18 protein-coding genes are annotated in these 19,514 nt (G+C 67.5%); 4 read left to right on the top strand and 14 right to left on the bottom strand.

The features are described 5' to 3' along the window. Nucleotide 1: 1 nt before the first annotated feature. The gene (locus NY1_RS38935) at nucleotides 2–841 is read right to left on the bottom strand and encodes a crotonase/enoyl-CoA hydratase family protein (protein WP_067722595.1); all 840 of its coding nucleotides are present in this window, start codon (nucleotides 839–841) and stop codon (nucleotides 2–4) included. Nucleotides 842–950: 109 nt separating this feature from the next. Continuing rightward, nucleotides 951–1,865 (bottom strand): winged helix-turn-helix transcriptional regulator, encoded by a 915-nt coding sequence (locus NY1_RS38930; protein WP_084536196.1) that lies wholly within the window; start codon nucleotides 1,863–1,865, stop codon nucleotides 951–953. Between the two features lie 485 nt (nucleotides 1,866–2,350). Between NY1_RS38930 and NY1_RS38925 the strand changes: the two genes are divergently transcribed. After that, entirely contained in the window at nucleotides 2,351–2,782 is a 432-nt protein-coding gene (locus tag NY1_RS38925) for a helix-turn-helix transcriptional regulator (RefSeq protein ID WP_067722591.1), read from the top strand. A 7-nt stretch (nucleotides 2,783–2,789) separates the two neighbouring features. Here NY1_RS38925 and NY1_RS38920 read toward each other — a convergent pair whose 3' ends face one another. From NY1_RS38920 to NY1_RS38895, 6 genes are all read right to left on the bottom strand, one after another. Next, entirely contained in the window at nucleotides 2,790–3,809 is a 1,020-nt protein-coding gene (locus tag NY1_RS38920) for a DUF6545 domain-containing protein (protein WP_067722589.1), read from the bottom strand. Further along, complete coding sequence (locus NY1_RS38915; RefSeq protein ID WP_157762766.1) at nucleotides 3,806–4,414, bottom strand: hypothetical protein; 609 nt, start codon at nucleotides 4,412–4,414, stop codon at nucleotides 3,806–3,808. The genes NY1_RS38920 and NY1_RS38915 overlap by 4 nt, the downstream gene beginning before the upstream one ends. Nucleotides 4,415–4,709: 295 nt before the next feature. Beyond that, on the bottom strand, nucleotides 4,710–5,555 hold the full coding sequence (locus NY1_RS38910) for an MHYT domain-containing protein (RefSeq protein ID WP_084536194.1): 846 nt from the start codon (nucleotides 5,553–5,555) through the stop codon (nucleotides 4,710–4,712). Between the two features lie 315 nt (nucleotides 5,556–5,870). Continuing rightward, nucleotides 5,871–6,773, bottom strand: a complete 903-nt coding sequence (gene pdxS / locus NY1_RS38905) for a pyridoxal 5'-phosphate synthase lyase subunit PdxS (protein WP_067722585.1) — start codon at nucleotides 6,771–6,773, stop codon at nucleotides 5,871–5,873. 285 nt (nucleotides 6,774–7,058) lie between these two features. Continuing rightward, nucleotides 7,059–7,772: a formyltransferase family protein gene (locus NY1_RS38900; RefSeq protein ID WP_067722583.1), complete on the bottom strand. Its 714-nt coding sequence runs from the start codon at nucleotides 7,770–7,772 to the stop codon at nucleotides 7,059–7,061. Further along, nucleotides 7,769–10,882 carry a non-ribosomal peptide synthetase gene (locus NY1_RS38895; RefSeq protein ID WP_174567259.1) on the bottom strand — a complete coding sequence of 1,038 codons (3,114 nt, stop codon included), beginning with the start codon at nucleotides 10,880–10,882 and terminating at the stop codon, nucleotides 7,769–7,771. Before NY1_RS38895 ends, NY1_RS38900 begins: the two co-directional genes overlap by 4 nt. Before the next feature lie 169 nt (nucleotides 10,883–11,051). Between NY1_RS38895 and NY1_RS38890 the strand changes: the two genes are divergently transcribed. The 3 genes from NY1_RS38890 to NY1_RS38880 all read left to right on the top strand — a co-directional run bounded on the left by NY1_RS38890 (nucleotide 11,052) and on the right by NY1_RS38880 (nucleotide 14,183). After that, nucleotides 11,052–11,882 carry a 2OG-Fe(II) oxygenase gene (locus NY1_RS38890; RefSeq protein WP_218028551.1) on the top strand — a complete coding sequence of 277 codons (831 nt, stop codon included), beginning with the start codon at nucleotides 11,052–11,054 and terminating at the stop codon, nucleotides 11,880–11,882. 61 nt (nucleotides 11,883–11,943) lie between these two features. Next, the gene (locus NY1_RS38885) at nucleotides 11,944–13,218 is read left to right on the top strand and encodes a tetratricopeptide repeat protein (protein WP_067722578.1); all 1,275 of its coding nucleotides are present in this window, start codon (nucleotides 11,944–11,946) and stop codon (nucleotides 13,216–13,218) included. Between the two features lie 203 nt (nucleotides 13,219–13,421). Further along, the gene (locus tag NY1_RS38880; protein WP_067722576.1) at nucleotides 13,422–14,183 is read left to right on the top strand and encodes a dienelactone hydrolase family protein; all 762 of its coding nucleotides are present in this window, start codon (nucleotides 13,422–13,424) and stop codon (nucleotides 14,181–14,183) included. Between the two features lie 18 nt (nucleotides 14,184–14,201). Here NY1_RS38880 and NY1_RS38875 read toward each other — a convergent pair whose 3' ends face one another. From NY1_RS38875 to NY1_RS38850, 6 genes are all read right to left on the bottom strand, one after another. After that, nucleotides 14,202–14,954: a hypothetical protein gene (locus NY1_RS38875; protein ID WP_233434680.1), complete on the bottom strand. Its 753-nt coding sequence runs from the start codon at nucleotides 14,952–14,954 to the stop codon at nucleotides 14,202–14,204. A 17-nt stretch (nucleotides 14,955–14,971) separates the two neighbouring features. Beyond that, nucleotides 14,972–16,012, bottom strand: a complete 1,041-nt coding sequence (locus NY1_RS38870) for an NUDIX hydrolase (protein ID WP_067722612.1) — start codon at nucleotides 16,010–16,012, stop codon at nucleotides 14,972–14,974. A gap of 91 nt (nucleotides 16,013–16,103) precedes the next feature. Then, the gene (locus tag NY1_RS38865) at nucleotides 16,104–17,228 is read right to left on the bottom strand and encodes a glycosyltransferase family 4 protein (RefSeq protein WP_067722574.1); all 1,125 of its coding nucleotides are present in this window, start codon (nucleotides 17,226–17,228) and stop codon (nucleotides 16,104–16,106) included. Further along, nucleotides 17,225–18,232, bottom strand: coding sequence for a phosphatidylinositol mannoside acyltransferase (locus NY1_RS38860; protein WP_067722572.1), 1,008 nt, complete (start codon nucleotides 18,230–18,232; stop codon nucleotides 17,225–17,227). The genes NY1_RS38865 and NY1_RS38860 overlap by 4 nt, the downstream gene beginning before the upstream one ends. Then, on the bottom strand, nucleotides 18,229–18,900 hold the full coding sequence (gene pgsA / locus NY1_RS38855) for a phosphatidylinositol phosphate synthase (protein WP_067722570.1): 672 nt from the start codon (nucleotides 18,898–18,900) through the stop codon (nucleotides 18,229–18,231). Before pgsA ends, NY1_RS38860 begins: the two co-directional genes overlap by 4 nt. Before the next feature lies 1 nt (nucleotide 18,901). Beyond that, entirely contained in the window at nucleotides 18,902–19,513 is a 612-nt protein-coding gene (locus NY1_RS38850) for an ATP adenylyltransferase (RefSeq protein WP_084536193.1), read from the bottom strand. Nucleotide 19,514: the final 1 nt, after the last annotated feature.

Here is a 19,514-nt window from a genome sequence, read left to right as displayed (position 1 = left end):
GCTACTGCCCGGTGAACCGTGCTGGACGCCCTTCGTCGAGCGCGCGCAACGCTTCGGACAGGTCCTCGGACGGCAGGAACGCCGCATTCCAGGCCGCGACGTACCGCAGACCCTCGTCGATCGTGGCCGCCCGATGACGCCCGAGCACTTCTTTCACGCCGTGCACCACCAGGGGTGGATTCCCGGCGATTTCCCGGGCGGTGGCACGTGCTGCGCGCAGTGTCGAACGCTGGTCGGGGAAGACGTCGTTGACCAGACCGATGGACTGCGCCCGCGCGGCGTCGATATCGCGGCCGGTGAACGCGAGTTCGCGCACATGCCCATCACCGATGAGAGCGGGAAGTCGTTGCAGGGCACCGACATCGGCGACTATCGCGATCCTCGTCTCCCGAACGCTGAATTTCGCGCCGGAGCAGGCGTACCGGATGTCCGCCGCGGCAATGAGATCCACGCCGCCTCCGTAACACACCCCGTGTACGGCGGCGATCACCGGCTTGCGGCAGTCGGCGACCGCATTGATGGATGCCTGCATGCGCACGATCTCCCGATGCAGGTCGGCGCGCGCAGCGGCCAGCGCGCGCTCACCCAGCACCACGTCGAACAGGCCGCGCATCTCCGGAATATCCAGTCCTACCGAAAAATTCGAACCCGAACCGGTGACAACCACGGCGCGCACCGCCGGATCGGCATCGAGTTCGGCGAAGACCTCGGGTAGTTCACGCCAGAAGTCCGGGCCCATCGCGTTGTGTTTCCCTGGCCCCAGCAATGTCACTTCGGCCACCTCGTCGGCGACGGTGACCCTCAGAGCACGGCGGTCGACCGCACCCACTGGCTCGCTCATAACTGCAACTCTCCTGATAGAAACATTGATTCGGTACGCCAGAACGACAAAGGGCTGTGGTGGACCAGATCGAGGAGTTCGGACCGGCAACAAGGCCGGGCGCCGCGCGTCAGCCGTTCGCCCGTGAGGCACGGCCTTCGGACCCGATTCCGCTCCGCACTTCGAGGCGGACCGCGAGCGCACTCCAGGATTCGGCATTCGCCCTGGCCAGCTTGGCGAGCGAGGATCGGCAGTGCTCCGGCGCATCCTCGGTCAGCTTTATCCACTGGCCGACCTCGATGGTCGAGGAGGCCAGGCTACGCAGCAGCAGTCGCCCGCGTTCGTTGAATTTCAACGCCGGGTCGTTGCGGAGGTTCTGCAGCAGGACGTGCTGGATCGGAATGGCGGCCGCCCCGCGGTCCTCGACCTGGCCGGCGATCGCCACCGCGTCCGTGTTCGCCGCACCGCCGTCCCGAGACGCACTCGGAGCCAATCGGTTTCGCACCGCCTGCGGTATCGGGTGCTCGGCCCGTTTCAATCGCTCGCGGACGTCACGCACCGTCCCCGGTGATATTCCGACGATCTTGGACACCTGCCGCAGGGAGGCTCCGGGGTTTTCACGCAGAATCGCCGCCGCGGCCATGCGCCCCTCGGCCGTATCGGCGGGCCGCAGCCTGCCGTCCTTACCCAACCGCGTGTGCGACTGCGCGTTTTCCCCACTTGCACGACGGCGCTCGGAGCTGACCGTTTTGTGCGACAGCCCGGTCGTCGCCGCGATCGAGCGATCCGACCATTCGGGGTGCGTCACAACGAGTCGGCCCGCCGCGGCCTTCCGCTCCGCCAGCGACAACGGAACTCCGTGCCGCACATTGACATACACCGACAAGGCGAACGCGTCCTCGATGCTGCCATCGAAGAACCGCACGCCGATGTTGCGTTCGCACATCTCCACCGCCGCACGCAGGCGGAGGTTGCCGTCGATGACGCCCATCGTGGCGCGGTGCACGATGATCGGCGGCAGCGCGTTATCGGTCTCCACGAGCATGCGCACGTATTCCGCACTGCGCTCGAAAGCCGCTCGGGGCGATGTCCCAGGAACTATCAGGTGCACCGGCACCATCTCGACCGGACCGGATGCGATGCTGTTCAGCCACTCTCCTGTAGGCGACGACATGGTTCACAGCCGAGTCTCAACGAATATGCAGGCCGCCACTGGTCCACCTTTCGAATGCAGCAGAAACTCGATGCGCGTCAGCAGGGGTGCGGCTGGGTGCGCATCAGCCCGAATAGACAGGAGCGGTTGGGTTTTCAGGCCCCTGTCAACCGAAGAGCAGGCGCACTCCCGCCCTTCCGGATATGCCACAGCATAACAATGATGCTGTGGCATAGGACACGGCTTGGTTACGAACTGTGCTCCAGCTCACAAGACCTCACTGCAGGCGGACTCGATCGACACCCGCACACGGGGAGAAGATGTGTATGCTGTAGCATTCGCTCCACCACAGCAGCGCCCCCTTGGCAAGGAGTGACATGGGCGGCACCCCCTTCTCCGACCGGGTCGAGTATCTGTTCCGGACCATGCCCAACCCCGAAGGCCGGCGATATACCGCGGAGGAGATCGCACGACGTTCCACCGAACGTGGCTATCCGATCTCGACAGTGTATGTCGCGCAACTACGTTCGGGCATCAAGCAGAATCCGTCACTCAAACACGCGACAGGCATCGCCGCCGCGTTCGGCATCGACATCCGGTTCTTCACCGACGACGAAGTGTGGCGACGAGGCCAGCAGGAGATCGAGTACCTGCGATTGCGCAACACCCCGGGCATCGATGCCGTGGCATTCCGGGCGATGGATCTGTCCCAGCAATCCCTGGCATCGCTCATCGACTACATGAAGTTCTTACGCGTCAAGGAAGGTCTACCGGCCGACGTCCCGGACCTACCCGAACCCCACGCATGAGGGCGCACTACCGGTCGGCCGGCACCCGTCGTCCGGCGGCACGGAAGCTTCGCGCGGCCGCCAGTTCATAGGCGATATGGTGCGCGCCGTCGTCCAGCGCCGCGATGATGGTCTCGTCATCCAGCAGTTTTTCGCACGCCAGGGCGGGGTCCTCGCGTTGCAGCAGACGCAGCCCGTCACTGATCTCGACCAGCATGTCGGTGACCCGGGTCTCGGCCCGCCTGATCCGGTCGCCGCGGAAGCGTACCTGCGGATATCTCGAAGTCAACCAATGATGCAGCGGTGCAAGTTCTTCGATGTAGAAATAGGCCAGGCGAGCGCTGCGTACGGAGCCCAGTACCACCGGACCGATCGTGCCACCGACCAGCAGCGAGCTGGTCGTCACCTGCAAGCCCAGGGTGACCCGCTGCGCCCACGCGGGGGGCATGGCGGGCCAGTCGATGACTACGACGACCACCCACGCCTCGTACACGGTGAATGCCAGCGCGGACCCGACCAGCAAGCCGAAAAGGGTTCGCCGCCAGCGTCTTTCCTGCGCCGTAGCTTTCGCCGCCACCACCGCGAGCGTGGACACCACGGGAATGACCACCATCGCCTGCACGATCCAGTAGGCCTGCATGCGTGTGCTACCGGCGAACTCACGCGCGAAACCGATCCCATGCGGCCGCTGCCGAGATGTCATGAACAGGTAGATCAGGACCGCAAGCACGGACACGTAGAACGCGTTGATCACCAGCAGGCGCCAGCGTCCGGGAGGATCGGGCGAAAGGTAGCAACGCCAGTGCAACGTCGTCACCATGATCGCGATCAGTGCGCATAGATGAGCGGCCAGATACCCGATATTGGTACGAATGCCCGCCAGTGCCTCCGCGACGACCGGAGTCTGCAACAGGAAGCTGAGAGCGAGCAGAGTCAGCACCGCGACGGGGTTCCAGCGCCCGCGCACCCCTTGCATCAGACGCTGCCGGACCAGCGCCGCGGCGCCGGCGAGGATGAGCACCGCTACCGCCGAATCGAAGGCGATCATCGCCGCCGACCGATACGAAAGCGCGGAACGCCCAGCGCCGCACGCAGTTCCGCGGCTTCGCTGGTCTCGATATCGCTCCACAGGATTGCCCGGAGCGTCTGCCGCGCGAAGGCCTCTGCCTCGTGCTCACTGTCGGTGTAGTTCCCCGACCGGTATCTGACGCGCGTGAAATGTTCGACCGCCGAGGAATCGAGCACCGAGCACATCGCTTCGTCCGCACCGAGTTGATAGGCGGCGCTGGCATGGCCGAACAGAATGTGCCCGGCTTCGTGCAGCACGGTGTTGATGCGGGCGATCTCGGGCAGTTCGGCATCGTATTCGATCAGATCGCCGGATCGGAGCCGGAACCACCGGCCCGCGACCCCCGGTGGCAGTGCCGAGCTCGCCTCGATCCGCACCGGTATTCCGCTCGCGGTGGACAGGATTCTGCCGAACGCCGGAAGGTTGAAAGGTTGCAGGCGTGCGATATGCCACTGCACTGTCCGCACCGTGCGTCGCGAGACGCGGCCAGCCACACACCCGGCGGACTTCACACCATGTTCGGAACCACGTCCACGCAGACGGATAGTGGCCACCCCCTCTATCCAACTCCATACGCTCGCCACAGTAGCATTGCCCAGTGCCCTGGGCGAGATGCCTGTGTCATGTCCTAATTTGTTGCCGCAACTCACATCTCGCGTTCCCGGCCGAGACTGCGAACCAAGTTCGCCCGGGCGGTATCCGGCGAATCAGCCGCCCGTGCAGCCCGATCCGGCCATCGTCCGCGAGCTGGGTTTCGAACGTGTGCTGCTACGTCGGATTGCCGTGGCCGAAAGGGCCTGCCGGTGTGCACCCAGCTGTACACCGGCGATATCACCCGATTGCGGTTCAGCGACAACACGTTCGATCCGGTAGTAGCGGCTACCAGCGGCGAGGATGGGCCTGGAAGGTTTCGGTGGGGAAATCGTCGGGCGGGATGTGCGGTTCGCCGGCGCCGCGGCTGGGCCAGAAGCGGCTCGCGTACTGGCCGCGAATCCGGCTCAGATCGGGCTCTTCGACATCGGTGATGCCGACCTGGAAGAGCATGAGCATGGTGACCATGCTGACCGCGACGATCAACGGGGTGAGCAGCTCGCCCGCCTGCGCCCCGGCGGGAACGTGCAGGTGGTCGGAGACGTGGGCGCGCATGGAGAACATGCCCGTGTAGTGCATGCCGCACACCGCGATTCCCATGATCAGCGCCGCGCCCACGGTCGACACGATGCCCTGCACGTGCAGCGCGAACCACAGCGCCGCGGTGGCCGCCACCACGGCGATCACGATGGACAGCAGCACCACCCAGGCGTCGTAGCGCACGGCCGCATCGGTTTTCATGGCGTACATGCCCGAATAGTGCATGGCCCCGACCCCGAGCCCGGTGATCGTGCCGCCGGTGATCAGCGCGAACGCCTCACCGTGCTGATGCACCACGATCGAAAGCCCGAGCCACACCACCCCCATGGCGATGACCGCCGACAAGACGGTGATGGGCACGTTGTAGCGGATGGTGGCGTCGTGCACCGAAAACCCCAGCATCGCAATGAAATGCATGACCCAGATCCCGGTGCCGCCCAGCGCGATGGCCCCGGTCGCGATCCACCCCCGATGCCCGTTCTGACTGCGGGCCCGCACCATGCAGCGCAGGGCCAGCAGTGACCCGGTGACGGACATGACGTAGGCCAGCGCCGGGGTTAACCACCCATAGGTGAACTGGTCTATTTCCAGCATGCGGACTCCTTGCCAGAACGCGTGATTCGACTGTTCCCACCGGTGGTTGAGCCGAACACTAGCGACAAACCACCAGGTAGTAAATTTGCCGCATTACATTCCGGGAAATGTTGCCAAGTTTGCTGGAGCGGATGCGCGCAGGTAGCCGGTGGTGCGGACACGCCGACTCGCACTCCAGCATTCGTGTATTCCACCCTTGACGGACAGGGCCGAAAGTCCCTGCCGCACACGAAAACCGGGGCCCGGGCAAACGAAAACCGCCGGGTGATCACGTGGATCACCCGGCGGTCCGAGTTCAGGCGGTGCGCCCGGGGATTACCAGCCGCGCTCGGCGAGGCGGTGCGGCTGCGGGATCTCCTCGACATTGATGCCGACCATGGCCTCGCCCAGGCCGCGCGACACCTTGGCCAGCACGTCCGGGTCGTCGTAGAAGGTGGTGGCCTTCACGATGGCGGCGGCGCGCTGGGCCGGGTTGCCGGACTTGAAGATGCCGGAGCCGACGAACACGCCCTCGGCGCCGAGCTGCATCATCATGGCGGCGTCGGCGGGGGTGGCGATGCCGCCCGCGGTGAACATGACGACCGGCAGCTTGCCGGTCTCGGCGACCTCGCGGACCAGTTCGTACGGGGCCTGCAGTTCCTTGGCGGCCACGAACAGCTCGTCCTCGGACAGCGAGGTCAGGCGGCGGATCTCGCCGCGGATGGTGCGCATGTGGGTGGTGGCGTTGGAGACGTCGCCGGTGCCGGCCTCACCCTTGGAGCGGATCATGGCCGCGCCCTCGGTGATGCGGCGCAGGGCCTCGCCGAGGTTGGTGGCGCCACAGACGAAGGGCACGGTGAAGTTCCACTTGTCGATGTGGTTGGCGTAGTCGGCGGGGGTCAGCACCTCGGATTCGTCGATGTAGTCGACGCCGAGGGACTGCAGGATCTGGGCTTCCACGAAGTGGCCGATGCGGGCCTTGGCCATGACCGGGATGGAGACGGCCTCGATGATGCCGTCGATCATGTCCGGGTCGCTCATGCGGGAGACGCCGCCCTGGGCGCGGATGTCGGCGGGGACGCGCTCGAGCGCCATGACGGCCACGGCGCCGGCGTCCTCGGCGATCTTCGCCTGCTCCGGCGTGACCACGTCCATGATCACACCGCCCTTGAGCATCTCGGCCATGCCGCGCTTGACGCGGGCGGTTCCGATCGAGGGGGTGGCTTCGGGCGTAGTCACGGCAAACTCCTGTGTCATGTGGGCCAATCGGATCGCTCGGAATCGAACACCCTGATTCTAGGCGGCCACTTCTACCGACTTCATAGCCAGTTGGACACGACTGGACTGCCCGCCCAAGGGAGCATGACGGGCGTCACAGCTGGGGGGCTACCGCACCGCTACTACAGCGGTCCGATCACGAACACGGTCGCCCAGTATTCGGCCGCGGAGGGACCCATGTACGGGAGCAGAAAATCGTAGAGCAGATAGGACACGAGAACCTTTCATTCCACACGATGCCCGCCGCTACGGAGAATCGGCGAACGTAGCCGACCCTAGTTGAGAATCTCGGATCGCACCGGACAGTTCCGGATAGACGGGGGCGAAGACGCCGAGCGCGGTGGCGCGGGCGAAGTCGGGATGGCCGGTCAGCTCGCGCAGGGCGCGGAGAGCGTTGCGGCCGTAATATCCAGCGCCTTCGGTGGATTGGGGTTGCGGGGTGGCGCGGCCGGCGGCGATGGGTTCGAGGTTGCGTTCGAACAGCAGCGCGCAGGATCGCAGGCCCTGCATCATGATGTCCTGGAATCCGTCGGTGGCGGTGATGGGGAACCGCTCGACGTCGAGGACCGCGCCGGTGTCGATGCCGGCGTCGATCTCGTGCAGGGTCGCGCCATAGGTGTTGTCGCCGTTGAGGATCGCGTAGACGATGGCGGCCTCGGGCAGACCGCGGTGCCGGGGCAGCAACCCGTTGTGAATGTTGTAGATGCGGAAGCCCTTGTCCAGCACAGGTTCCCGCAGCACGGTGGTGTTGTTGAGCGAGAACACGATGCCGTCGGTGGACGCGGTTCGCAGTCGATCTGCCGCGGCGTTCACGTCGGCGGTGGCCAGCAGCGGGATTTGCCGCTGACCGGCGGCTGGTTCCTGCCCGGCAGGCACCACCACCAGATCGACGGGATGGCCTGCGGCGGTGGTGAAGTCGACCGCGCGCCAGAGCAGGGCGCCGGCACCGATGAAGATCATCGGGTACCCGCCAGCGCCACCGTCACGGCCTCGCACACGCGGTCCAGGGTGAGCCGCTGGAGCAGGCCCTCCAGCTGGGCGACGAAGGCCTGCTCGGCCTGCTTTCCGACGATGTCGCGGGAGACCTGGGCCAGCATTTCCATGGTGGCGAGGGAGTCGCCGCCGAGGGCGAAGAAGTCGGAGTCGGCCACCAGTGTGGCCGGGTCGCAGTGCAGGACCCGGCCCCAGATCTCGGCCACCCGGTCCTTGACGTCGCCGCCGGCCTCGGCACCGTCTTCGTCGGTCGTGCTCGGGGCTTCGGGCGTGGCCTCCGGCTCGGCGGCCTGTGCATCACCGGATTCGGCGAGCGCCACGCGATCGATCTTCCCGTTGTCGGTCAACGGCAGTTCGGCGATGCGGTGGAAGGCGGCGGGGATCATGTACACCGGCAGCGCGTCGGCCAGGTAGTCGCGCAGGATTCGATCGTCGGGCTGCCCGGCCGTGGCGCTCGCGGCGGGCACGATGTACGCCTCGAGCACGTGGTCGCCCTGGTCTTCGCGGCGGCGGCCCAGTACCGCGGCGGCGGCGATCTCGGGGTGTGCTTCCAGCACGCAGCGCACCTCATCCGGTTCCACCCGGTTACCGCGGATCTTCACCTGATGGTCGACGCGGCCGACGAATTCGAGTGCGCCGCCGGGCAATCGGCGCACCAGGTCGCCGGTGCGGTAGACGCGTGCGCCGTCCAGGGTCACGAAGCGTTCGGCCGTCAGTTCCGGCCGGTCCAGGTATCCGGCGGCGACTTGCGGTCCGCCCAAATACAATTCGCCGTTCTCGCCGTCGGCGGCGGGCTGTCCCGCCTCGTCGAGCAGGTGCACGGTGGTGCCGGGCGCGGGGAAGCCGATCGGGGCCGAGGTCGCGCCGGCCGGTGTGCTGTCGGTGAGGACCTGGGAGACACAGACCATGGTGACTTCGGCCGGGCCGTAACTGTTGAGCAGCCGCACCTGCGGGCCGAAGTATTTGCGCGCCCGGCGGGCCAGATCACGGCTGACCTGTTCACCACCGAGTGCGACGGCTCGCATGCCGACGGCCGGAATGCCCTGGCGCACGATCACTTCCGCGAGGCTCGGCGTCAGGAACACGGTGTTCGCGCCGTCCTCGGCCAGCAATTCGGTCAGCGACAGGTGGTTGATCTCCCCCGGCACCAGCACCACCGCGCCACCGGCGATCATCGGCGTCACCATGGCCATGCACGCGAGATCCGCTGCGGGCGTGTGATAGTGCCCGTAGCGGGTGTCCGGGGTCAGCAGGTACCAGTCCACCGCCGCGCGCAGGAAGTTCATGACGTTGTCGTGCGTGACCTGAACGCCTTTGGGCCGCCCGGTCGATCCGGAGGTGTAGATCACGTAGGCGATATCGGCCGCCGCCACTTCGACATCGAGGTCACCGCCCCGCTCCGGCAGATCTTCCAGCACGAGCGTCGGCACGGTATCGCCGACCAATTCGGCCAGTTCGCGTTCGACCAGGCACAGCCGAACCCCGGAGTCCCGCAGAATCTGACCTATCCGCTCCCGCGGATGCCGCGGATCCAGCGGCAGGAACGCCGCCCCGGCCGTGAGAATGCCCCACTGCCCGCTCTGCCCGGCCAGGGTCCGGCCCGCCACCACCGCGACGGTATCGCCGCCGCGAATGCCGTTGTCACGCAACGCCTGTGCGATCCCGGCGGCACGATCCCGCAGTTGCGCGTAGGTGAGCGTGCCATCCGGCCCGGTGAGCGCCACCGATTCCGGTCGCAGCGCGGCCTGCCCCCGCAACAGCTCCACGAGCGTGACCGGATGCCCAGGCAACTGCCCCGGCCCGGAGATCAGTTCCTCTACGACGCCATCGTCTTCCGCGACCGGAACAGCCGCGGTCTCGGTCTCGGCACCGGCTTCCGCCTCCTGGACCGCGACCGCCTCGATCCCGGCCGCCTCGATCGCGTCGACGATGCTGTGGAGCAGCTGTTCCAATCGTTCGGCGACGCCTTCGCCATTGCGGCACGACACCGTGATCGCGGTCGCTCCCCCGGCTTCGACGATGGCGAAACTCAGTGGCGCGATGGGGAGGTGGACGGGGATCACGGCGACTGTGGTGGGGGTGAAACCGGGGGCGGTGTATTCGGCGAGGTCGATCTTGCCGGTGTGGGAAAGGACCGCCGAGTAGAGGTTTCGGTCGGTGCGTTTGCCGACGGCGCCGATGAAGCGCAGGACGGCGCGCTGGAGGGCGGCGGGGCTCTTGGCCAGGACCAGGTCGTTGATCTGGTTGAGTTCGTCGCCGCGCAGCAGGCCGGCGAGGAGGCGGCCGTTGATCTGCTGCCAGTTCTCGCCCGGTGCGGCGTCGACGTGCAGGGGCAGGGTGAGGTTGGCGGTGGAGTGCACCGAGGCGTCGTGACGGCGCAGGTCGACGGGGAACATGAGCCGGGTGGGTGCGTCGACCGCGGTGGTGATGATTTCACCGATGCGGGCGACGACGGCGCTGGTGACGGCGGGTACGGTGCGATGCCGGAGCAGATATGGGCGGTCCGGCACCGGTGCGCCGCGGCCGACGGGGGTGCGGTAGCTCAGGCGCATCAGGGTCGCCTTGCCTGGAATGCCCAGGCGCTGTGCGAATTCCAGTTCCGATACGGGGTCTGCCGCTCCCACGGGCTCTTCGCCGCGCAAGGCGCGGAAGACGTCCGCGATCCACAGTTGCAAGCCCTTGGCGTCCATCGAACCGTGGAAGGCCCGGAAGATCAGCGTCGGGGTTTCCGAAGTCAGCAGCAGCACTTCGCAATTCAGCGCTTCGGACAGATAGTCCGGCCGGGCGATCGGCCCGTTCAGGACGGCATCGTCGCTGAGGTGGTCGTAGTCGAGCACACCGTTCGCGATCACCCGTACCCGGGGCGTCGCCGAGACCGCCAGCCAGTCCTCGCCCGAACGCACCAGGCGCGCACCGGGATTCATCCACGAGGCGCGATCCACCGCGTCCTGCAACAGTTTCGGATCGAGCGCGCCCACGCCCTGGACGACCATCTGGATCAGGAAGTGCGGCTGCAGATCTCGCGCGGCCAGATACAACCGCTCGGAAGGTGAGATGCGGCGGAAAACGCTGCTCAAAGGGATCGAAACTCCTCGAGAGGGCATTCGCACGCGCAAGCCCGGCGGAGGCCCCCAAGCTCGACCGGACTGGCCGCGAGTCTAGTACTCGATCACGTTTCGCGCCGGTTACGCCGATCCCGCCCGCACGAGTCGCCGAGCGGTCCCCAGCGCAATAGGCTCTATGGACGTGACTGTGGCATTGGATGATTCGTGGCGGGCCTGGCTGCACGAGAACATCGAGCGCGGCTGCTCGCACGAGACGATGGTCGCCGCGATGGTCGGGGACGGCTTCGATCCGGAGGCGGCGGCCACGGCCGTGCGGACCATGCTGTCGGGCGAGCTGCCCACCGAATCGGCGTACCGGTACGACCCGTGGCCGGTCGCCGACGGCCGCGTCGTGCAGGCCTACGACCGTGAGGTCTATGCGCTGCTGCGGCTCGAGCGCCCACAGGTGATCCTGTTCGACAATGTGCTCTCCGCCGCGGAATGCGACGAGGTCATCGCACTGTCCGAGGGCAAATTGCAGCCGTCCACGGTCGTCGATCCGGACACCGGGCAGCCGGCGATCGTGGCGCACCGCTCCAGCGCGAACACCTCGTTCCGGATTTCCGAGACCCCGCTGATCGATCGGCTGGACCGGCGGCTGTCGGCGCTGATGAACTGGCCGCTGGAAAACGGCGAGGGCCTGCAGATCCTGCGCTACGGCGTCGGCGAGGAATTCCGTTCGCACTTCGACTATTTCCCGCCCGACCAGCCCGGTCACACCACCCAGATCGCCGTCGGCGGCCAGCGCACCGCGACCCTAATCGTCTACCTCAACGATGTGGCGGCCGGCGGCGAAACCGTCTTCGCCGACGCGGGCGTGACCGTATCGCCGCGACGTGGTCAAGCCGTCTACTTCCGGTATTTCAACGCCCGCGGCCAGCTCGACCCGGCGACCAAACACGCCGGCGCGCCGGTGCTCTCGGGCGAGAAATGGATCATGACCAAGTGGATGCGGCGCTACCGCTTCCCGTAAGCGGCGGTCCCGCCCGAAACTCGTTTGCGGCGGGCGCGGTCCTGGTTCAGGATTTTCGGCGATGATGAATGCACTCGATCAGGCCCGCACCCTGCTCACCGACGGCGATGTGCCCGGCGCGGTGCGCGCCCTGCGCCCGCTCGCCGAAACCGCCCCGATCACCGAACTGGCCGCGTTCACCACGGAATTGGCGGCGGCCGTCGATTTCGACGATCTCGTCCAGGCCGCCCGCGCCGTCATCGGCGCTCCCGAGGACGCTCAGGCCCTGGTCGTGTTCGGTTACGAATGCATCGAACGCGGCATTTCCTTCCTGGCGGTGCCGGTGCTGCGGGAAGCCCTGCGCCGGCAACCGGATTCGCAGCTGGCTCTCAACGAGCTGACCACCGCCCTGGAAGACGAGTACCGGCATGGGGAGGCGGTGGCGGCGCTGACCGCCCACGCGCCCATCCTGCGGCCGTGGCCCGAGCGCTATCTGCTGACCTACAACCTGCTGCTGTCGGGCCAGGTCGCGGCGGCGCGCACCGAATTCGACACGCTGCCCGATCCGGAGGACGAGCGCTGGTTCTACGCCCGGGACCGGGTCGGCCGCATGCTGTCCCGCGCCGACCGGGCCGCCACGGTCTCGCCGCTGGATCACCAGGATCTGCGCGGCTGGCACTTCGCCCTCAACGGCGGCTATCTCGCCACCTACTCCCCCTACGGTTTCGATGCCGGAATGACCGGCCGCTGGGCCTATCTGGGTGACAGCGTCGAAAACTGCCGGCGCGGCCTGGACCGGCTGGCCTTGATCCTCACCGCCGCCGGCCGCACCCCGCGCTCGGTGTCGCTGCTGCCCAACCGTTCCGACCGCATCCTGGGCCTGGCCGCCGCGCAGCTCCTGGACCTGCCCACCGTCGAGTACGACCCCGACCGCACCGACACCGCGGTGATCGCCTACCACCTCAACACCCTGCCCAGCGAACTACAGACCTCGCTGCTGCACCGCGCCGACGGCCAGATCCTGCACGAACACGCCTCCTGCTGGACCGATCCCACCCAGGTCAGCGCCGATGTGCACGGCCTGCTCGCGCAAACCGTCGTCGAACCGTGGGGCCCGCGCTTCCGCATCGGCGACAACGGCCCCGAGGACGTCCCCGGCGACGACCGCCCCGAAGCCGAACTGGCCGCCGAGATCGTGGCCGCCGACACCACCCCAGACCCGGGCGACGGCGCAACGCCCGACGACCCGGACAGCGCGCTCGCCGCGTTCGTCACCGCCACCCGCGACAGCTGGCTGCAGGGTCCGCGCAGCCCGGCCCGCTCCCCCGGCCCCGTCCGCAGCTCCCGATTCTTCTGACCCGCCGCATCGTCGGGTACGGTGTGAGGCGATGACTACCGGGACGGCTTTGCGCCACACACGGATTGGCTACCCGGTGCGCTGCTGAGCACCGCGCGGGCAGCACACCGCCCGCCGCCGGCTCGAGTGCACCGCGGTATTCCGCGAGCGCCACCTTCGTTGTGTTGAACACAGAACCTCAACCACGACAGAAGGATTCGACCATGACCGCAGTACACGGCACCTCCGTGAACATTCCGACCCCCGACGGCGTCGCCGACTCGTACTTCACCCACCCCGACGACGGCGCCGCCCACCCGGGCGTGCTGCTGCTCCAGGACGGTTTCGGCGTGCGCCCCAGCCTGCGCGCCATGGCGGACCGGATCGCCGCCCACGGCTATTCCGTGCTCCTGCCGAACGCTTTCTACCGCAGCGGCCGCGCCCCGGTGGTCGAGATGCCGGAGTACATCGATCCCGCCGCCCGCCCGGAGATCTTCCAGCAGGTGATCCCGTTGATCCGGGCGCTCACCCCGGAAGCCCTGCGCGCCGACGCCGGCGCGTATCTGGCCTGGCTGGCGGCGGCGCCGCAGGTCACGGCGGGAAAGGTCGGCGTCACCGGCTACTGCATGGGCGCCCGCCTCGCGGTCCTCACCGCCGCCATGTTCCCCGAGCGCGTCGGAGCGGTCGCCGGATTCCATGGCGGGCCGCTCGTCACCGATGCGCCCGACAGCCCGCATCTGACGGTCGGGAACATCACCGCGGAGCTGTATTTCGCGCATGCGGGCGAGGATCCCCACATGACCCCGGAGCACATCGAGAAATTCGACAAGGCCCTGGCGGCAGCGGGAGTCCGGTTCCGCACCGAGGTGTATCCCGGCGCGCAGCACGGCTACACCCAGGCCGATACCGCCGCCTACGATCGCGAATCCGCCGAACGGCACTATCGCGAACTGCTGGACCTGTTCGACCGCAACCTGCGCGGATAGCGCAGACCTCCGGGGCGCTCAGGCCAGGCGATAGACATAGCGGCTGGTGGGCACCAGGTCCAGGTCGAGGTGCGCGCCGAAGCTGACCACACTCTCCATCATGCGGGTGACTCGACGCTGCAACTCGGCGTCGTCGCCGCCGCTGCCGTAGAAGGCGTGCGGGCTGGACATGGCCGCCATCGGAAAGAGTTCTTCGACGAGGGCGTCGACGCGATTGCCGGGGGTGATCGGTGCGCGGACGGTGTTCTGGACGTAGCCGAAGGTGTCCTGGGTTTCGATGGCGACCGTGGTGTGCAGGTCGTGCCAGCGGTGCAGCCATTCCTCGCGGGTGAGGTCGGCCGGGATGCGCAGCAGGGCGAAGTTCGCGAGGGCTTCGGTGCGGACGCCGTTCTCGACCGGGGGCGGCACGATCGGGGTGCGCTCGTCCACGATCCAGCCGTTCACGTCGGCGGCCACCGCGCCGAGGGCGGCGGTGACGGGCTCGTGCGCGCCCTCGGTACGCACGGTGACGATCGCGGCGATCGGGGCGTCGTAGGTGGTGTGCTTGACCTGGGCCTCGGCCACATCCTTGTCGCACACGTTGACCTGCAGTTCGGTCGCGCCCGCGGCGGCCAGGCGGTCACGCAGGTCCGCGTCGTGCAGTCGCTCGTCCAGACCGTCACCCCAGAGGGCGTACATCAGCTTCATACCGAAATCCTTGCCGCAGATCGCCGTTGACGGGCCCACGGTAACGGCGTCACCGCCGGGCTGGGAGTGGTACGGCAGTTCCATCCCATCCAGCGGACAGGTCAGCGGATGGAGCGCACTTCGGGGTCGGTGTCGGTGTCGGCGGCTGCCACGGCTTCGGCGAGCAGGTGGTCCAGGTGGTAGGGGTAGACCGTTTCGCCCGAGTGGTCGAGGTGGGCGATATCGGTGGGGGTGCACCACTTGTTGCCGTTGATGGAGCGGCGCTCGATGTAGTCGAGATTGCCGGGCTCGGGCTCGAAGTTCTTGGTGCGCAGGGCGAAGAACAGTTCCTCGGAGCGGATGAGTTCACCGTTGAAGGGGAACACCGCCACGCGCCGCCAGAGCGGTCCGCGCAGCAGCGAGGAGTCGGCGGTCAGGCCGGTCTCCTCCCAGAGTTCACGGATCGCGGCCTCGCGCAGGGTTTCTCCCGGATTCACGCCGCCGCCGATGGTGAACCAGAACGGCACATCGGGGACCTTGGGGTCGCAGCCGCGCAGCAGCAGCACGCGATCCTGCTCATCGAGCAGCACCACCCGCGCGGAAGTGCGGACGGTATCCACTTCCAGCCCCGTCGAAGCGGCCGGGGTCACCCGCTCGGCGATCTCGAAATAGGTCGGCATCGGCGCGGTACCGCCCAGGTGCAGGATGCGCACCAAGCGGCGGGTGCGCAGCGCCAGGGTGTCGCGGACCGCGTCGTTGTGGAAGCGGCGGGCGATCAGCACCCGGGCCTCGGCATCGGCCAGCTCGGCCACCAATTGCGGTGGCAGCAAACCGATATCGACCGCGGACAGCGCCGAAGCGAGCTGATTCTCGATGGTCTCCCGGTCACGCCAGTTGGACCGTTCGGCCCGATCGGCCAGCGCCGAGAGCCGCCGCGCCTGCTCGACCAGCGCCGGATCGTAGAGACCGGACAACGTGGTGGCCACCGACCGGGCGACCACCGCGCGCCGGGCCAGCGCCGCGTCCAGGGCGTGCCGCGCCTGATCGGTGCGAACATGCAAGCGGTCCAAGCGATTCGCCGTGGTGTAGGCCCAGACGCCGATGGTGATGACTACGGCGGCGACGAGCGCGAGCACCAGAATGGTGGTCGCGGAAAAGGTGATCATCGGATCGTCCTCACGACGGCATCACAGGCGGTCGCGGCCGATTCCGAAACCGCGCGGACGTTTCGAGCCGGCGCGGCGGACCAGCGGCTCATCCGGCGGTCCGTACTCGCACGTCGCCGACCGTCACTGTCTCGTAGACGCGCAGGATCTGCTCGGCTACGACCGGCCAATCGTATTCGCCGACAACCTGATTGGCGGTGCGGATGTATTCCTCGCGCTTGGCGTCGTCGGTGAGCATGGTGTTCAGGGCCTCGGCGAGGCGGCCGGAGTCGCCGACCGGGACCAGCATGCCGGCGGTGCCGTCGCGCAGCACCCGGCGGAAGGCGTCGAGATCGCTCGCCACGACGGCGGTTCCGGCGGCCATGGCCTCCACCAGGACGATGCCGAAGCTTTCGCCGCCGAGGTTGGGTGCGCAGTACACGTCGGCGCTGCGCATGGCCGACGCCTTCTCGGTATCGGTGACCTGGCCGAGGAATCGCAGGTGTGAGGCGTGTGCACCGGCTTCGCGGCGCAATCGGTCCTCGTCGCCGCGGCCCACGATGAGAACCTCGAGCCCGGGGTGATGGCGCACCAGTTCCGGCAGTGCGCCCAGCAGCACGTCCATGCCCTTGCGCGGTTCGTCGAAACGGCCCAGGAACAGTACGGTTTTCCCGGCGCGCGGGTACCCGTCCAGCAGCGGCGCGTGCGCGAACGCCGGCACGTCCACCCCGTTCGGGATCTCCACCGCGTCCCCGCCCAGCGCCTCCACCTGCCAGCGCCGCGCCAGTTCGCTCACCGCGATCCGCCCGCTGATCTTCTCGTGGTACGGCCGCAGCACGCCCTGGAAAGTACTGAGCACCAACGATTTCGTCGTCGAAGTATGGAAGGTCGCGACGATCGGACCCTCGGCGATCTTCAACGCCAGCATGGAAAGGCTCGGCGCGTTCGGCTCGTGAATATGCAGCACGTCGAAATCGTTCTCGGCGATCCACTTCCGAATACGCGTATAGGCGGTGGGCCCGAACGACAAACGCGCCACCGACCCGTTGTAGGGAATGGCGACCGCTTTACCCGCCGACACCACGAAATCCGGCAGCGGCGTGTCGTCGGCGGCGGGGGCGAGCACGCTCACCTTGTGCCCGCGTTCGATCAATACCTGCGCCAATTCCACGACATGCGACTGCACCCCGCCCGGAACGTCGAACGAATACGGGCAGACCATGCCGATTCTCATAGTGCGCCGTCTCCCGTATCCCCCTCGGCCGCGGCAGGCTCCGCCGCGTCCGAATACCCCAGTTGCTGTTGCGCCGCGGCGATGCGGTCCAGTCGCGCTTGCGACAAGTCACCTTCCCACAGCGGTTGCAACATGTGCCAGTCGGCGGGATGGGCGGCGATATTGGCCGCGAAGACATCCGCCAGCGCCTGGGTAGCCGGTTGCACGCCCCGGGAAACGTCGATGGGCGCGAAGACCTGCATACCCCAGTCCTCGCGGCCCGCCTCGTCGGTGAACCAGCAGTGCACGGGCAGCAGCACCGCCCCGGTGTCGATGGCCAGCTTGGCGGCGCCGGCGGGCAGCCAGGTGGTCTCGCCGAAGAAGGTGACCGGCACGCCCTTGCCGGTGAGGTCGCGCTCGCCCATCAGGCACACGACCTTGTTGGCGCGCAGCCGCTCCGCCAGCTGCGGGAACGGCGGCTGCTCGCCGCCGGTGAGCGGGAAGACCTCGAACCCGAGGCTCTCGCGGTAGGCCATGAACCGCTTGAACAGCGCTTCGGGCTTCAAACGCTCGGCGACGGTGGACAATCCGCCGTGGTTCTGCACCAGCCAGACCCCGGCCATATCCCAGTTCCCGGAATGCGGCAGCACCAGCAGCACGCCGCGTCCGGCCGCCAGCCCGGCCTCCAGGTATTCGGTGCCTTCGACCCGCAGCGACTTGCCCAGTGCCACATGGTCCATGGTCGGCAGCCGGAACGCTTCGCGCCAGTAACGCGCGTAGGACCGCATGCTGGCCTGGATCAGCGTGTCCGGCACCTGCTCGGGCGTGGTGCCGAGCACCCGGGCCAGATTGCGCCGCAATTGATTCGGCTGCCCCGCGTGCGACGCGCGATTCGCCTTGCGCGCACCCGCGTCGGCCCCGGCGTCGAAAGCCTTGCGCGCCAGCTTCTCCGGCAGTGCGCGGACGAGCGCCCACCCGGCCGCGTACGCCTTGTCGGTCAACGCGGACGTGAAATCGGTATTCACCGCTGCGGTTCCTCCGGAGCTTTCACCGCGGGCGCGAGCACATCGCGCGCACCCGGGGAATTGCGCACCGCCAGCACCCGCTGGAAAACGGTGATGATGCTGAGCACGGCGAGCGCGTACATGGCCGCGTACACCGCGTAGGAGAGCCATTCGATGCCGTAGTACTGGCCGATGCCGGTGAAGCCCGCGCCGACCAGCACGATGATCAACCGGTCCGGCCGTTCGATGAGCCCGCCGTCGGCCGACAGGCCGCTGGCCTCGGCGCGCGCCTTGGCGTAGGAGATGACCTGCGAGGTCACCAGCACCACCAGGGTCGCCGCGAACAGCTCCTTGGAGTTCTGGTGGTAGACCGCCCACCAGGCCAGTCCGCCGAAGATGGCGCCGTCGGCCACCCGGTCACAGGTGGCGTCCAGCACCGCACCGTATTTCGTGCCGCCGCCGCGCGCCCGCGCCATCGCCCCGTCGAGCATGTCGAACATGACGAACAGCCAGATCACCATGGTTCCCCAGAACAGATGATCCGTGGGGAACAGGGTCACCGCCGCGGCGATCGAGGCGGTGGTGCCGATGAGCGTCATCGCGTCCGGGGTCAGCCCGGTGCTCACCAGCGCTTTGCCCAGGGGCGCAGTCGCTTTGGCGAACGTTTCGCGACCGAAGAAGCTCAGCACGCTATTCGGATTCCTTCCATGCCTGCGCCAGCAGCGCCCGGGTTTCCCGGAGCAGCTGCGGCATCACCTTCACTCCGCCGACGACGGTAATGAAGTTCGCGTCTCCACTCCAGCGCGGCACGATGTGTTGATGCAGGTGATCGGCAAGTGAACCGCCGGCAACGCCCCCTAGATTCAATCCGACATTGAATCCCTCGGGCCGCGAAACGCTTTTCATCACCCGGATGGCCTGCTGGGTGAACGCCATCAGCTCGGCGCTCTCCTCGGGCGTCAGGTCCTCCAGGTTCGCCACCCGGCGGTAGGGCACCACCATCATGTGGCCGGGGTTGTAGGGGTACAGGTTCAGCACCGCGTACACCCACTGCCCGCGCGCCAGCACCAAGCCGTCCTCGTCCGACATCAGCGGGATGTCGGTGAAGGGATGTCCGGTGGTCTTGGGCGCGTCCGGCTTCCGCTCCTCGACCGCGCCGGTGATGTAGGACATCCGGTACGGCGTCCACAGCCGCTGCAGGCGATCGGGTTCGCCCGCACCGTTGTCCACGATCTGCTGCGCCGGAATCTCTTGTCCGGCAGCAGCTTCGGTGAGACCGCCGGACGCCGTACGTTCAGTCATG

Source organism: Nocardia yamanashiensis NBRC 100130, assembly GCF_001613325.1.
In the GTDB taxonomy this organism is placed as follows: domain Bacteria; phylum Actinomycetota; class Actinomycetes; order Mycobacteriales; family Mycobacteriaceae; genus Nocardia; species Nocardia yamanashiensis.
The sequence above is the reverse complement of the archived record's forward strand: the minus strand, read 5'-3'. Positions and strand labels throughout refer to the sequence as shown.

Bases quoted from the DNA above. Each gene is read 5' to 3' on its own strand.
- NY1_RS38935 (WP_067722595.1), bottom strand. From the start codon at position 841: ATGAGCGAGCCAGTGGGTGCGGTCGACCGCCGTGCTCTGAGGGTCACC.
- NY1_RS38930 (WP_084536196.1), bottom strand. From the start codon at position 1,865: ATGCTCGTGGAGACCGATAACGCGCTGCCGCCGATCATCGTGCACCGC.
- NY1_RS38925 (WP_067722591.1), top strand. From the start codon at position 2,351: ATGGGCGGCACCCCCTTCTCCGACCGGGTCGAGTATCTGTTCCGGACC.
- NY1_RS38920 (WP_067722589.1), bottom strand. From the start codon at position 3,809: ATGATCGCCTTCGATTCGGCGGTAGCGGTGCTCATCCTCGCCGGCGCC.
- NY1_RS38910 (WP_084536194.1), bottom strand. From the start codon at position 5,555: ATGCTGGAAATAGACCAGTTCACCTATGGGTGGTTAACCCCGGCGCTG.
- NY1_RS38900 (WP_067722583.1), bottom strand. From the start codon at position 7,772: ATGATCTTCATCGGTGCCGGCGCCCTGCTCTGGCGCGCGGTCGACTTC.
- NY1_RS38885 (WP_067722578.1), top strand. From the start codon at position 11,944: ATGATGAATGCACTCGATCAGGCCCGCACCCTGCTCACCGACGGCGAT.
- NY1_RS38880 (WP_067722576.1), top strand. From the start codon at position 13,422: ATGACCGCAGTACACGGCACCTCCGTGAACATTCCGACCCCCGACGGC.
- NY1_RS38875 (WP_233434680.1), bottom strand. From the start codon at position 14,954: ATGGAACTGCCGTACCACTCCCAGCCCGGCGGTGACGCCGTTACCGTG.
- NY1_RS38865 (WP_067722574.1), bottom strand. From the start codon at position 17,228: ATGAGAATCGGCATGGTCTGCCCGTATTCGTTCGACGTTCCGGGCGGG.
- NY1_RS38850 (WP_084536193.1), bottom strand. From the start codon at position 19,513: ATGACTGAACGTACGGCGTCCGGCGGTCTCACCGAAGCTGCTGCCGGA.